The sequence below is a fragment of the Blastococcus sp. TF02-09 genome (assembly GCF_003319105.1).
GTDB lineage: Bacteria > Actinomycetota > Actinomycetes > Mycobacteriales > Geodermatophilaceae > Blastococcus.
This window is the reverse complement of the sequence record NZ_QOHH01000001.1, coordinates 183,802-195,841: the sequence shown is the minus strand read 5'-3', so window position 1 is coordinate 195,841 and position 12,040 is coordinate 183,802. Positions and strand designations below refer to the sequence as shown.

The following is a 12,040-nucleotide window of genomic DNA, read 5'->3' as shown; positions in this document are numbered from 1 at the left end:
AAGAAGAACGAACATGGCTCAGGGCACTGTGAAGTGGTTCAACGCGGAGAAGGGCTTCGGCTTCATCGCCCAGGACGGCGGCGGCGCCGACGTCTTCGTGCACTACTCCGCCATCCAGAGCGACGGCTACCGCTCCCTCGACGAGGGCCAGCAGGTCGAGTTCGACGTCACGCAGGGCCAGAAGGGCCCGCAGGCGGACAACGTCCGCCCGCTCTGATCTGAACTGATCCCGACGGGGGTCACGGCGCTCCGGCGCCGTGGCCCCCGTCGGCGTTCCGGGGAGCGCTAGAGCCCGACCGCCACCGTGGCGGCCAGCTCCCGGACGGCGTCCAGGTCGGCCGGTGACGCCGATCCGGTCAGGCTCAGCGGCGCGGCGACCTGCTTCCAGCGCAGCGCCCCGGTGATCCGGTCGATGCTGGTCAGCGCGCCCGCGGTGTCGTCGTTCCCGTGCACGTACACCCCGTACGGCAGCCCCACCGTGGCGTCCAGGCACGGGTAGTACACGGTGTCGAAGAAGTGCTTGAGCGCCCCGGACATGTACCCGATGTTCGCCGGCGTGCCGAGCAGGACGCCGTCGGCGGCGAGCACGTCGGCGGGGCCCGCCGAGAGCGCCGGGCGGAGCACCAGCTCCACCTCCTCGACGAGGGCCGCCCCCTCCTTCACCGCCTCGAGCACCGCCTGGAGCGCGGGCGAGGGGGTGTGGTGGACGACGAGCAGACGAGGCATGCGCGGATCATCCCGCACCCCGGGACAGGGCCCGACTAGCTCCGGGCGACGACGTCGGTCGGCGCCTCGGGTGCCTGCCGTCCGGGCTCGACGCTGATGCCGTAGCTCGGGAAGTCGTCGGCACCCTCGACCTCCAGGGTGCGCAGCTCCAGGCCCGGACCGTCGACGTCGAACTCCCCCAGTGCCTTGGGCGTGCCCTGCTCCAGGCCCCACAGGACGTAGATCTCGGCATCCCGGTCGTTGGGCTCCAGCGCGTGGCTGACCACCTGCACGCCGTCGTCGCGGGTGAGCAGCGTGGCCACCGTCCGGCCGTCGTCGGTGACCGGGACGACCGTCGCCGGCCCCGGGCGGAGCAGCTCCTCGACCAGGGCGGACTCTGCGGCCACGGCGTCGCGCGCCTCGTCCCGGTCGCCGATGAGCACGGCCGTCCAGGCACCGAGCCCGACGACCGCGGCGACGGCGGCCGCGACCAGCACCGACGTCCACCGGCGGCGCGGCACCGGCACCCCGGCGGGCACCCGGCTGGGTACGGCAGGGGATGCGGCCGCGGGCGCCGGGCGCGCGGGGGCCGGCGCAGCGGCCTGCTCCGGACGCTCGGCGGGCACGTCCTGCGGGGTGCGCGCCACCTCGGCGCGCAGCCGCTCGCCCAGCCCCGGCGGCAGCTCGACGGCCGGCGCCGCGGTGGCCAGGTCGCCCATGACCTCGGTGGTCTGGTCGACGATCTCGCGGCAGCGCGGGCAGCCGGACAGGTGCGGGAGGAACGCGTCGGCGTCCTCGGGCTCCAGGGCGTGCAGCGCCCAGCCCACGGCGAGCTCCTCGAAGCCCTCGTCGTGGCCGGGACCCGGCCGGGCCGTGCTCATCGCGTGCCCCCGTCCGTCGGCGCGATCGCGCCCCGGCCCTCGCCGGCAGCGCCGCCGCTTCCTGCCAGCTCGGACCGCAGCTTCCGCATTCCCGACAACATCCGTGTCTTGACCGTGCCGAGGGGCACACCGGTGAGGGCGGCCACCTCCCGCTGGGTGTAGCCGCCGAAGTACGCCAGCGCGAGCGCCTCGCGCTGCGGTGCGGGCAGCTCCCCGAGGGCGGTGCGGACCTGCTCGGACACCAAGCGGTCGACGGCCTGCTCCTCGGCGTCGCGGGTCGCGGTCGGCGCGCTGAGGGCCAGGTCGTCCTCCGCCCGGCGGCTGCGGCGCCGGTGCCCCTCCTCGCGCCGCACGGCGTCCACGGACTTGTGGTGGACCATCGCCAGCAGCCAGGACGAGACGCCGGCGCGGGCGGCGTCGAACGCGCCCGGGTTGCGCCACACCGACAGGAAGACCTCCTGGACGACGTCCTCGGCGAGCCCGTCGTCGAGCAGGATGCGCCGGGCCAGTGCGAAGGCCTGCCGGCCGAACAGCTCGTAGAGCTCGTCGACGGCGCGCCGGTCCCCTGCACGGACGCGCACCATGAGCGCAGCAGCGGCAGGGTTCTCCGGCCGCCGTGCCGGTTCGTCCATGATCGCCACGGTATCCGGCGATCGCCGGGGCGCGGCGTCCGGAGCGCGGGTCACGAGCAGATCGGTGCCTGTGGCCGTACGCACGGGCTCCTCCTCGTGGCCGCCGGTCGGGTCGTCGAAGGGCATTCGCACGCGGGCGCTCGATCGGTTCATCGACGCCCGGAGATCCCTGCTCGGCGCGCGGGGTCATGACCTGTCAACCCGATCGGTATAGTGCGCTTTGCCCCGCCGGCCGAGGAGAACCCGTGACCACCGTCGCCGCAGCCCGCACCCCGCAGCCCCGTACCCGGGCAGCGGCTGAGCCGGTCGACGATGGGCGCCGCGCGGCGTGGTCCGCGCCCACCGCGCCCACGAGGGTCATCGCGAACCAGCTGTACCGCCGGCCCGCCGTCGACCTGCGGCGCACGGCCAGCGCGCTGTGTCCGGCCTGCTGACGCACCTCGACACCTCCCCCTCCCATCCGCGCTCCCCCGGTCGTCCCGGGGTCCCCGAGCGCGCCCACCTCCCTGGATGCCTGATGACGCACACCCTGACCCCTGCCCTCGACACAACCGCCCGCTCGACCGGCGCCGCCGGCCTGGCCGCCGCACTGGCCACCGGCGCCCGTCACTGGCTCGACCGGGTCGAGTACCGGCCGCACAGCCGATGGACCCACCTCCTGCCCCCGGCAGACGCCGCCGCCGCCGTGGATCCCTCGTTGCACGACGAGCTCGCCGACGCCCAGGTCTGGCTGCTCTCCTGGCTGCCGGAACAGGGCACTCCCCTGCACGACCACGGCACGTCCGCCGGCGCCTTCGCCGTGGTCCGGGGCACCCTCACCGAGCGCGTCGTCGCGACCGGCCGCGACGGCGTCCGGGAGTCCGCCGACAACCTGACCCCCGGCCGGGTCCGGTACTTCGGCCCGCACTACGTCCACCAGGTCACGAACCACGGCGACCGGCCGGCGGTGAGCGTGCACGTGTACACGCCGGGCCTGACCTGGATGAATAGCTACGAGATCGCCGACGGCACGCTGCGCCGCACCGGCACCGAGCGTGCGGGGGTGGACTGGTGAGCGCGCCGGCCCGGGTCCGGCCGCCAGGGGCGCGGACGATCGACGAGCTGCTGGCCGAGGCCCGTGCCCGCATCGGCCGGCTGACCCCGCGGGAGGCCGCCACCCGGGTGGCCCGCGGCGCCCTCCTCGTCGACATCCGCCCGGCGGCCCAGCGCGCGTACGAGGGCGAGGTGCCGGGCGCGCTGGTCGTCGAGAGGAACGTCCTGGAGTGGCGGTTCGACCCGGCCAGCGACGCCCGCCTGCCCGAGGCCACCGGCTACGACGTGGAGGTGGTCGTGCTGTGCTCGGAGGGCTACACCTCCAGCCTCGCCGCCGACGCGCTGCGGTCGCTGGGGCTCTCCCGGGCAACCGACGTCGTGGGCGGGTTCCGCGCCTGGGCGGCCGCGGGCCTGCCGTCGCGCTGAGCGCCGGTCAGGTGCGCTCGGCGCTCTCCGCGTCGGCGGGCGCGGGCCGGTCGGCGGGGTCGTCCTTGAGGAAGAGGTACCAGTACGACGTCGCCACGAAGACGACCGCGCCCACGAGGTTGCCCGCCCCGGCCAGCAGCCAGTTGAGCAGCGTCTCGTCCCAGCCGACGTCGGGAACCCCGGCGAAGATGGCCGCCGGCAGGAAGAACATGTTGGCGACGACGTGGTCGAAGCCCATGGCCACGAAGGCCATGATCGGGAAGAAGATCGCCAGGATCTTGCCCGCGACGTCCTTCGCCGCCAGCGACATCCACACCGCCAGGCAGACCAGCCAGTTGCAGCCGACGGCCCGCAGGAAGGTCTGCCACGGCGACTCCCCCAGCGCCTTGCCCTCGGCGATGCCGGCCAGCCGCTCGTAGGTCAGGCCGGCGTTGCCGGCGGCGTCCGCGTCGCCGATGACGCCGGTCTGCACGGCCAGGAACCAGGCCACGACCAGGGCACCGGCGAGGTTGCCCAGCAGCACCAGCGACAGGTTCTTCGCGACGTCGCCCAAGCCGAGCTTCCCCCGCATCGCGCCCAGCGGGACCAGCGCCATGTTGCCGGTGGCGAGGTCGGAGCCCGCGATCAGCACGAGCACCAGGCCGAGGGTGAAGGTGGCGCCGGTGAACAGAGTGGGCAGCGTCCCCCAGGTGTCCGGGTCCAGCCCCGAGGAGACGGCGATCGCGACCAGCCCGCCGAAGGCGATGTAGGCACCGGCCAGGAAGGCGCTGACGAGCACCTTGTCCCAGCTGCGGTGGGTCTTCTTCGCGCCGGCCTCGGCCGCCACCCGGGCGATCTCCTGCGGCTCGCGTGCGGTCATGGCGACCTCCTGGGACGGTCCGGCCGGCGCGTCGCCGGCGGCACCCGCGGAGTGTTTCCGGGTTCGCGGTCGGCTAACCCGGGCGCGGTGACCACCGGCGCCGTCCGGCGGGTCCCGGTGTGCCAGGGTGACTCCCCGTGACCGCTGTGCTCTCCATCCAGTCGCACGTCGCCTACGGGCACGTGGGCAACTCCTCGGCCGTGTTCCCGCTGCAGCGCCTGGGCGTCGAGGTCTGGCCCATCCACACGGTGCAGTTCTCCAACCACACCGGCTACGGGGCGTGGACCGGCCGCGTCTACGACGGACAGTCGATCGAGGAGCTGGTCCAGGGCATCGCCGACCGCGGCGCGCTCGGCCGCTGCGACGCCGTCCTCTCCGGCTACCTGGGCTCGGCCGACATCGGCCACGCCGTCGTCGGCACGGTCGCCCGGGTGCGCGAGGCCAACCCCGCCGCCCTCTACTGCTGCGACCCGGTCATCGGCGACGTCGGCCGCGGGGTGTTCGTGCGCCCCGGCATCGAGGAGTTCATGCGCGAGGTCGCCGTCCCGGCGGCCGACGTCGTCACGCCGAACCACTTCGAGCTGGACCTGCTGGCCGGGACGACGACGCGCACGCTCGCCGAGGTGACCGACGCCGTCGCCGCCGTGCAGGCACTGGGCCCCCGGGTGGTGCTCACGACGTCGCTGGTCGCCGAGGACACCCCCGACGACAGCATCGACCTGCTGGCCTCCGAGGGCGGCCGGCATTGGCGGGTGCGGACGCCACGACTCGAGGTCTCGGTGAATGGTGCCGGTGACGCGATCGCCGCGCTGTTCTTCGCGCACTGGCTGGAGACCCGGTCCGCCGCCGAGGCCCTCGGCCGGGCGGCGGCGTCGGTCTTCGGCCTCCTGCAGCGCACCGAGGCCGCCGGCTCCCGGGAGATCCTGCTGGTCGCGGCCCAGGACGAGTACGTCTCGCCCACCCGGACCTTCGCCGTCGAGGAGGTCTGACCTCAGCGGTTCCGCAGCGCCGTGCCGAGGATCTGCGGCGCGGTCGGCGAGGGCACCCGGGTCTCGGGGAAGCGGAACCGCTCTACGTGCTCGAGGGTGAACCCGGCGGCCTTGATCGCGGCGGCGGTGTCCCGCGCGGTGTGGCAGCCGCCGCCGACCGCCGGCCACACCGTCCGGTCGAGCAGCCGCTGCACCCGGGCGAAGCCGGCCCCCTCGGCCCGGACGTGCTCCCAGAAGCAGAGCCGCCCGCCGGGCCGGAGCACCCGGTGCACCTCGGCCAGCGCCGCGGCCTGGTCGGGCACGCTGCAGAGCACCAGGCTGACGACGGCGGCGTCGAACGAGCCGTCGTCGGCGGGGAGGCGCTCGGCCAGCCCGTCGACGACGGTGACCGGCACCGCCGCCCGCCGGGCCGCCTCGACCGCGAGCGCGCGCAGGTGCGGCTCCGGCTCGACGGCGAGCACCTGCTCGACCGCCGCCGGGTAGTGGGCGAAGTTCGCGCCGGTGCCCGCGCCGATCTCGACCACCCGCCCGGAGAGCCCGGCCAGGAGCCGCGCGCGGTGCTCGGCGGCCCCGTGCGCCTCCACCGACGCGGCGATCCGCACCCAGAGCCGCGCGAACCAGGGGTGGTGCACTGCCGGCGGGTCGAGCGCGCCTCGGGTCATGGGCCCACGATGGCCCCGGGGACGACGGCCGGGCAACGACCCCCGGCGCCCCCGCGTGACCGACGACGCATCCCGGCCGGGCGGCGGGGCGCGGATACTGTCCAGTCGTGCCCCCCGTGAACCCCGCCCTGCCCCGCGCTGCCCGGACGACGCCCCGATGAGCGTGGTCGAGGAGCGGGCCGGCGCAGACCGGAGCGCGCGCGAGGCCCTGGGCCAGGCCAGCCGCCGGCGCACCTTCGCGGTCATCAGCCACCCCGACGCCGGCAAATCCACGCTCACCGAGGCGCTCGCCCTGCACGCCCGGGTGATCGGCCAGGCCGGCGCGGTGCACGGCAAGGCGGGCCGGCGCGGCACGGTGTCGGACTGGATGGACATCGAGAAGCAGCGCGGCATCTCCATCACCTCGGCGGCGCTGCAGTTCGAGTACCGCGACGCGGTCATCAACCTGCTCGACACCCCCGGCCACGCGGACTTCTCCGAGGACACCTACCGCGTCCTCACCGCCGTCGACGCCGCGGTGATGCTGGTCGACGCCGCCAAGGGCCTCGAGGCGCAGACGATGAAGCTCTTCGCCGTCTGCCGGCACCGCGGCATCCCGGTGCTCACGGTGATCAACAAGTGGGACCGCCCGGGCAAGGACGCGCTCGAGCTCATGGACGAGATCACCGAGCGCACCGGGCTCGCCCCGACGCCGCTGACCTGGCCGGTCGGCCTCGCCGGTGACTTCCGCGGCGTGCTGGACCGCTCGGACGGCTCCTACCGCCGGTTCACCCGCACCGCCGGTGGTGCCACCATCGCCCCGGAGGAGACGCTGTCCGCCGCGGCCGCGCTCGACCGCGAGGGCGACGCCTGGCAGCAGGCCGTCGAGGAGGTCGAGCTGCTGGGCGCCAGCGGCCAGGACCACGACCAGTCGCTGTTCCTCGACGGCGTCACCACCCCGGTGCTCTTCGCCTCGGCGGTCTCCAACTTCGGCGTCGGCGCGCTGCTGGACACGCTGGTCGACCTCGCCCCCGCGCCTACCGGCATGCCCACCGCCGACGGCGCCGTCCGGGCGCTGACCGACCCGTTCAGCGCCTTCGTGTTCAAGGTCCAGGCCGGCATGGACACCGCGCACCGCGACCGGTTGGCCTTCATCCGGATCGCCTCCGGCGTCTTCGAGCGCGGCATGGTCGTCACCCACGCGCGCACCGGCCGCCCGTTCGCGACCAAGTACGCCCAGCACGTGTTCGGCCGCGACCGGGAGAGCATCGACGTCGCCTACCCCGGGGACGTCGTCGGCCTGGTCAACGCCACCGCGCTGGGCGTGGGCGACACGCTCTACGCCGAGCAGCCGGTGCAGTTCCCGCCGCTGACCACCTTCGCCCCCGAGCACTTCGCCGTCTGCCACAGCCGGGACGCCGCCAAGCACAAGCAGTTCCGCAAGGGCATCGCGCAGCTCGACAGCGAGGGCGTGGTGCAGGTGCTCACCTCGGAGCGGCGCGGCGACGGCGCGCCGGTCCTGGCCGTCGTCGGCCCGATGCAGTTCGAGGTGGCGACGCACCGGATGGAGCACGAGTTCGGCGCCCCGGTCGACCTGGACCGGCTGCCCTACAGCCTGGCGCTGCGCACCGACGCGGCGTCCGCGCCGGGCATCCTCGCCTCCGCCCGCAACGCCGAGATCCTGCGCCGGGGCGACGGCGAGCTGCTCGCGGTCTTCCCCGACAAGTGGGGCCTGCGGGTGCTGCAGCAGAACAAGCCCGAGCTGACCCTCGAGCCGCTGGTCGCCGCCCAGCTCTGAGTGTCGGGCTCAGCCGAGCGCGGCGAGCAGCGCCCGGCAGGCCTGCTCGCAGCGCCGGCAGGCCTCGGCGCAGACCCGGCAGTGCTCGTGCATCTCCGCGTGGCTGCCGCACTCGTCGCCGCACGCCCGACAGGCGGTGGCGCACGCCTCCAGCAGCGCCCGGGTGAGGCTCGCGTCGGAGGCGGTGCGGCGGGACAGCACCCGGCCGGTCGCCTCGCACACGTCGGCGCAGTTCAGGTTCGTGCGGATGCACCGCCTCAGCTCGGTGACCATCTCCTCGGCCAGGCAGGCGTCGGCGCAGGCGGTGCACGCCTGCGCGCACGCGACGCACGCCTCGATGCACTCGACGAGGGCGTCGCGGTCGACACCACCTGCGTCTGCGGGGTGGGTGGCCAGCATCTGCGCTGCGGCGGTCATGTCGTCTCCTCGGTCGGGTGTGCGGGGTGGTCAGGGCAGGCCGGCCAGCACCTTGTCCAGCGTCACCGGCAGGTCGCGCACGCGGATGCCGGTGGCGCGGTGGACCGCGTTGACGACCGCAGCCGCCGTGCCGGTGATGCCGATCTCGCCGATCCCCTTGCTGCCCATGACGTTGACGAAGGGGTCGTGCTCGTCGAGCCAGTGCGCCTGCATGTCGGCGACGTCGGCGTTGACCGCGATGTGGTACTCGGCGAGGTCGTGGTTGACCACCTGCCCGATCCGCGGGTCCCACACGCTGTTCTCGTGCAGGGCCATCGACAGGCCCATGGTCATGCCGCCGATCAGCTGCGAGCGGGCGGTCCGCGGGTTGACGATGCGGCCGGCGGCGAAGACGCCGTAGAGGCGCGGGACCCGCAGCTCCCCGGTGTCGGCGTGCACGCGCACCTCGGCGAACTGGGCGCCGAAGGCGTAGGCCGCGTGGTCGGAGTCTTTCGCCGCCTGGTCGACGTCGCCGGACACCTCGTCGCCGTCGGAGGGTGCGCCGCCGAACTTCTCTCGGAAGGCGTCGGCCGCCACGACGATCGCCGAGCCCCAGGTGTTCGTGCCCGACGAGCCGCCCGCGACCGACGCCGTCGGGTAGCGGGTGTCCCCGATCCGCACCTCGACGTCGTCGACCGGGACGTCGAGCGCGTCCGCGGCGATCTGCGGGAGCACCGTCCACGCGCCGGTGCCGAGGTCGGCCGCGCCGATCTCCACGGCGTACCGGCCGGCCTCGAACCGGACGGTCGCGGTCGACGTCGCCTGCCGCATGGTCGGGTAGACCGACGAGGCGACGCCGGTGCCCACCAGCCAGTCGCCGTCCCGGTGGCCCGCCGGCGGGCGCTCGGCCCAGCCGAACCGCTGGGCGCCCTCGCGGAGGCAGGCGACCAGGTTGCGGCTGGACCAGGGCTTGCCGGAGTCCGGGTCGGTCTCCGGTTCGTTGCGGATGCGCAGCTCGACCGGGTCCATGCCCAGCGCCTCGGCCAGCTCGTCGAGGGCCACCTCGGGGCCGAACATGCCGGGGCACTCCCCCGGTGCCCGCATCCACGAGGGCACCGGGACGTCGAGGGGGGCGACCCGGTGGGTGGTCCGCCGGTTCGGCGAGGCGTACATCATCCGGGTCGGGACGCCGGTCTGCTCCGCGAACTCCTTGATCCGTGAGGTCTGCTCGACCACGTCGATCGCGATGGCCTGGAGCCGTCCGGTGCGGTCGGCGGCGAGCTGCATCCGCTGGATGGTGGGGGTGCGGTAGCCGGCCAGGAAGAACATCTGCTGGCGGGTGAGCGCCAGCCGCACCGGGCGGCCGGGCAGCGCGCGGGCGGCCATCGCGGCGAGCACGAGGTTCGCGTGCGGGGTGCCCTTGGAGCCGAAGCCGCCGCCCACGTAGGGGCAGACGACGCGGATGCGCTCCTCGTCCAGCCCGAAGACCTTCGCCACCGCGGCCCGGGCCGGGTGCACGCCCTGGGTGGAGTCCCAGAGCGTCAGCGGCACCTCGGCGGCGGGCTCCCACAGCGCCGTCGTGGCGTGCGGCTCGAGGGGGTTGTTGTGGTACATCGCCGTGGCGTAGGTCTGCTCGACCGTGGCGTGCGCGGTGGCCATCGCCGCCGCGACGTCGCCGTCGGCGGTGTCGGTCGGGTGGCCGGCGTTGACCTTCTCCGGCGCGTAGAGCTCCGGGTGGTCGACGGTGAGCTCGCTGTCGTGTGTGCGCTCGGCGTAGGTGAAGCGGAGCAGGTCGGCGGCCTGGCGGGCCAGCTCGGAGGTCTCGGCGACGACGACGCCGACCGGCTGCCCGCGGAAGGCCACCTCGTCGTCCTGCAGCACCGCGAGCTCGCGGTCCTCGTCGGAGGCCAGCCGCTCGGCGGTGGTGGCCGTCAGCACCGCGAGCACCCCGGGCAGCCCGTCGACCGCGGAGGTGTCGACGGTGGTGATCCGGCCCAGCGGCACGGAGGCTTGCACGATCTGCGCGAACGCGGGCCGCTCGACCGGCGTCTCGAAGGCGTAGGTGGCGGTGCCGCGGACCTTGGCCGCGCCGTCGCGGCGGGCGAGGTCGGCTCCGATGGCGCGGGGGTCGAGCAGTTCGGGCACGGTCATGCCTCCGGGGCGAGGTCGCGCAGGGTGGCGACGACGGTGCGCTGCACCAGCGTGATCTTGAAGCCGTTGCCGCCGTCGACCCCGGGCTGCGGCTGCGCGGCGGCCAGCTCGGCCTCCATCGCGGCGCGGACGGCGTGCTCGGTGAGGACGGCGCCGCGGAGGAGCTCCTCGGCCCGGCGCGCCCGCCACGGCCGGTGGGCCACGCCGCCCAGCGCGAGCCGGACCTCCCCGTCGCGCGGGACCACCGCGGCGACCGACACCAGGGCGAAGGCGTAGGACGCGCGGTCGCGCACCTTGCGGTAGGCCGACCGCGCCCCGGCCGGCAGCGGCGGGAGGTCGATCGCGGTGATCAGCTCGCCGTGCGCGAGCACGGTGTCGCGGGAGGGGTCGTCGCCGGGCAGCCGGTGCAGCTCGGGGAAGGGCACCAGCCGCTCCCCCGCCGGCCCCTGGACGTGCACCAGCGCGTCGAGCGCGGCCAGCGCCACGGCCATGTCCGAGGGGTGGGTGGCGATGCAGGTCTCCGCGGCCGTGGGGTCGGGCAGCGCGCCCGGCGTGCCGAGGATCGCGTGGTTGCGGGTGGACCCACCGACGGCGGTGCAGCCGCTGCCGGGCTCCCGCTTGTTGCACGGGGTCGTGACGTCCTGGAAGTAGGCGCAGCGGGTGCGCTGGAGCGGGTTGCCGCCCGTGGTGGCCTGGTTCCGCAGCTGACCGGTCGCCCCGGACAGGAGCGCCTGGGCGAGCACCGGGTACCGCTCGCGCACCCGGCGGTCGGCGGCGAGCTCGGCGTTGGTCACCGCCGCACCGATCCGCAGCCCGCCGTCGTCGAGGTCGACGATCGTCCGCGCGGTGAGCCGGCGGACGTCGACGACGAGGTCGGGGCGGGCGACGCCGAGCTTGAGGTGGTCGACGAGGTTGGTGCCGCCGCCGAGGAAGACCGCCCCCGGGTCGCCGGCGACGGTGCGGACCGCCTCGGCCACGTCGGCCGGGCGGGCGTACGCGAACGGCTTCATGCGGTCACGCCCCCTGCCTGCTGCACGGCCGGGACGATGTTCACGTAGGCGGCGCACCGGCAGAGGTTCCCGCTCATCCGCTCGGCCACCTCCGCGTGCGACAGCTCCGGCTCCGCGCCCAGGTCGGGGGTCGCGGCGCTGGGCCAGCCGCGCCGCACCTCGTCGAGCACGCCGACCGCGGAGCAGATCTGGCCCGGCGTGCAGTAGCCGCACTGGAAGGCGTCGCGGTCGACGAACGCCTGCTGCACCGGATGCAGCTCGCCGCCGACCGCGAGGCCGTCGGCGGTGGTGATCTCCGCTCCGTCGTGCGCCACGGCCAGCGCCAGGCAGCTCAGCGCGCGGTCGCCGTCCAGGAGCACCGTGCAGGCGCCGCACTGGCCGTGGTCGCACCCCTTCTTGGGGCTCGGGTTGCCGAGGCGCTCGCGCAGCGCATCCAGCAGGGTCGTGCGGGTGTCGACGGTCAGCCGGCGGGGCTCGCCGTCGACCGTCAACGAGATCTCGGCGTCCACGGATCGCCCGG

General features: G+C 74.9%; 15 protein-coding genes. 6 read left to right on the top strand and 9 right to left on the bottom strand.

What is annotated here, in order from left to right; genetic code table 11:
• Nucleotides 1-13: 13 nt before the first annotated feature.
• Entirely contained in the window at nucleotides 14-217 is a 204-nt protein-coding gene (locus DQ239_RS00920; RefSeq protein WP_113832387.1) for a cold-shock protein, read from the top strand.
• A 68-nt stretch (nucleotides 218-285) separates the two neighbouring features.
• Here the strand turns inward: DQ239_RS00920 and DQ239_RS00915 are convergent, their stop codons facing one another.
• From DQ239_RS00915 to DQ239_RS00905, 3 genes are read right to left on the bottom strand one after another with little or no spacing between them, the layout of a single operon-like run.
• Nucleotides 286-726: a flavodoxin family protein gene (locus tag DQ239_RS00915; protein WP_113832386.1), complete on the bottom strand. Its 441-nt coding sequence runs from the start codon at nucleotides 724-726 to the stop codon at nucleotides 286-288.
• A gap of 35 nt (nucleotides 727-761) precedes the next feature.
• Entirely contained in the window at nucleotides 762-1,586 is an 825-nt protein-coding gene (locus DQ239_RS00910) for an anti-sigma factor (protein WP_113832385.1), read from the bottom strand.
• Complete coding sequence (locus tag DQ239_RS00905; protein WP_113832662.1) at nucleotides 1,583-2,218, bottom strand: sigma-70 family RNA polymerase sigma factor; 636 nt, start codon at nucleotides 2,216-2,218, stop codon at nucleotides 1,583-1,585. The genes DQ239_RS00910 and DQ239_RS00905 overlap by 4 nt, the downstream gene beginning before the upstream one ends.
• A gap of 245 nt (nucleotides 2,219-2,463) precedes the next feature.
• Between DQ239_RS00905 and DQ239_RS00900 the strand changes: the two genes are divergently transcribed.
• From DQ239_RS00900 to DQ239_RS00890, 3 genes are all read left to right on the top strand, one after another.
• A complete protein-coding gene (locus DQ239_RS00900) occupies nucleotides 2,464-2,652 on the top strand; it encodes a putative leader peptide (protein WP_113832384.1) in 189 nt (62 codons plus the stop codon).
• An 83-nt stretch (nucleotides 2,653-2,735) separates the two neighbouring features.
• Nucleotides 2,736-3,272, top strand: coding sequence for a cysteine dioxygenase family protein (locus DQ239_RS00895; RefSeq protein ID WP_113832383.1), 537 nt, complete (start codon nucleotides 2,736-2,738; stop codon nucleotides 3,270-3,272).
• A complete protein-coding gene (locus DQ239_RS00890) occupies nucleotides 3,269-3,676 on the top strand; it encodes a rhodanese-like domain-containing protein (protein WP_113832382.1) in 408 nt (135 codons plus the stop codon). Before DQ239_RS00895 ends, DQ239_RS00890 begins: the two co-directional genes overlap by 4 nt.
• Nucleotides 3,677-3,683: 7 nt before the next feature.
• Here the strand turns inward: DQ239_RS00890 and DQ239_RS00885 are convergent, their stop codons facing one another.
• A complete protein-coding gene (locus tag DQ239_RS00885; protein WP_113832381.1) occupies nucleotides 3,684-4,535 on the bottom strand; it encodes a formate/nitrite transporter family protein in 852 nt (283 codons plus the stop codon).
• A gap of 137 nt (nucleotides 4,536-4,672) precedes the next feature.
• Between DQ239_RS00885 and pdxY the strand changes: the two genes are divergently transcribed.
• On the top strand, nucleotides 4,673-5,524 hold the full coding sequence (pdxY, locus tag DQ239_RS00880; RefSeq protein ID WP_113832380.1) for a pyridoxal kinase PdxY: 852 nt from the start codon (nucleotides 4,673-4,675) through the stop codon (nucleotides 5,522-5,524).
• 2 nt (nucleotides 5,525-5,526) lie between these two features.
• On the opposite strand, the gene DQ239_RS00875 is transcribed toward pdxY, so the two are convergent.
• Nucleotides 5,527-6,186, bottom strand: a complete 660-nt coding sequence (locus tag DQ239_RS00875; protein WP_113832379.1) for a class I SAM-dependent methyltransferase — start codon at nucleotides 6,184-6,186, stop codon at nucleotides 5,527-5,529.
• A gap of 157 nt (nucleotides 6,187-6,343) precedes the next feature.
• On the opposite strand from DQ239_RS00875, the gene DQ239_RS00870 reads away from it, so the two are divergent.
• Nucleotides 6,344-7,963 carry a peptide chain release factor 3 gene (locus DQ239_RS00870; protein ID WP_113832378.1) on the top strand — a complete coding sequence of 540 codons (1,620 nt, stop codon included), beginning with the start codon at nucleotides 6,344-6,346 and terminating at the stop codon, nucleotides 7,961-7,963.
• 9 nt (nucleotides 7,964-7,972) lie between these two features.
• Here the strand turns inward: DQ239_RS00870 and DQ239_RS00865 are convergent, their stop codons facing one another.
• From DQ239_RS00865 to DQ239_RS00850, 4 genes are read right to left on the bottom strand one after another with little or no spacing between them, the layout of a single operon-like run.
• Nucleotides 7,973-8,380 carry a four-helix bundle copper-binding protein gene (locus DQ239_RS00865; protein ID WP_113832377.1) on the bottom strand — a complete coding sequence of 136 codons (408 nt, stop codon included), beginning with the start codon at nucleotides 8,378-8,380 and terminating at the stop codon, nucleotides 7,973-7,975.
• Between the two features lie 30 nt (nucleotides 8,381-8,410).
• Nucleotides 8,411-10,510 carry a xanthine dehydrogenase family protein molybdopterin-binding subunit gene (locus tag DQ239_RS00860; RefSeq protein ID WP_233488602.1) on the bottom strand — a complete coding sequence of 700 codons (2,100 nt, stop codon included), beginning with the start codon at nucleotides 10,508-10,510 and terminating at the stop codon, nucleotides 8,411-8,413.
• The gene (locus DQ239_RS00855) at nucleotides 10,507-11,520 is read right to left on the bottom strand and encodes a xanthine dehydrogenase family protein subunit M (protein ID WP_113832376.1); all 1,014 of its coding nucleotides are present in this window, start codon (nucleotides 11,518-11,520) and stop codon (nucleotides 10,507-10,509) included. Before DQ239_RS00855 ends, DQ239_RS00860 begins: the two co-directional genes overlap by 4 nt.
• The gene (locus DQ239_RS00850) at nucleotides 11,517-12,029 is read right to left on the bottom strand and encodes a 2Fe-2S iron-sulfur cluster-binding protein (protein ID WP_113832375.1); all 513 of its coding nucleotides are present in this window, start codon (nucleotides 12,027-12,029) and stop codon (nucleotides 11,517-11,519) included. The genes DQ239_RS00855 and DQ239_RS00850 overlap by 4 nt, the downstream gene beginning before the upstream one ends.
• Nucleotides 12,030-12,040 lie beyond the last annotated feature (11 nt).

Bases quoted from the DNA above. Each gene is read 5' to 3' on its own strand.
- DQ239_RS00860 (WP_233488602.1), bottom strand. From the start codon at position 10,510: ATGACCGTGCCCGAACTGCTCGACCCCCGCGCCATCGGAGCCGACCTC.
- DQ239_RS00895 (WP_113832383.1), top strand. From the start codon at position 2,736: ATGACGCACACCCTGACCCCTGCCCTCGACACAACCGCCCGCTCGACC.
- DQ239_RS00885 (WP_113832381.1), bottom strand. From the start codon at position 4,535: ATGACCGCACGCGAGCCGCAGGAGATCGCCCGGGTGGCGGCCGAGGCC.
- DQ239_RS00870 (WP_113832378.1), top strand. From the start codon at position 6,344: ATGAGCGTGGTCGAGGAGCGGGCCGGCGCAGACCGGAGCGCGCGCGAG.
- DQ239_RS00865 (WP_113832377.1), bottom strand. From the start codon at position 8,380: ATGACCGCCGCAGCGCAGATGCTGGCCACCCACCCCGCAGACGCAGGT.
- DQ239_RS00875 (WP_113832379.1), bottom strand. From the start codon at position 6,186: ATGACCCGAGGCGCGCTCGACCCGCCGGCAGTGCACCACCCCTGGTTC.
- DQ239_RS00910 (WP_113832385.1), bottom strand. From the start codon at position 1,586: ATGAGCACGGCCCGGCCGGGTCCCGGCCACGACGAGGGCTTCGAGGAG.
- DQ239_RS00905 (WP_113832662.1), bottom strand. From the start codon at position 2,218: ATGGACGAACCGGCACGGCGGCCGGAGAACCCTGCCGCTGCTGCGCTC.
- DQ239_RS00915 (WP_113832386.1), bottom strand. From the start codon at position 726: ATGCCTCGTCTGCTCGTCGTCCACCACACCCCCTCGCCCGCGCTCCAG.
- DQ239_RS00920 (WP_113832387.1), top strand. From the start codon at position 14: ATGGCTCAGGGCACTGTGAAGTGGTTCAACGCGGAGAAGGGCTTCGGC.
- DQ239_RS00855 (WP_113832376.1), bottom strand. From the start codon at position 11,520: ATGAAGCCGTTCGCGTACGCCCGCCCGGCCGACGTGGCCGAGGCGGTC.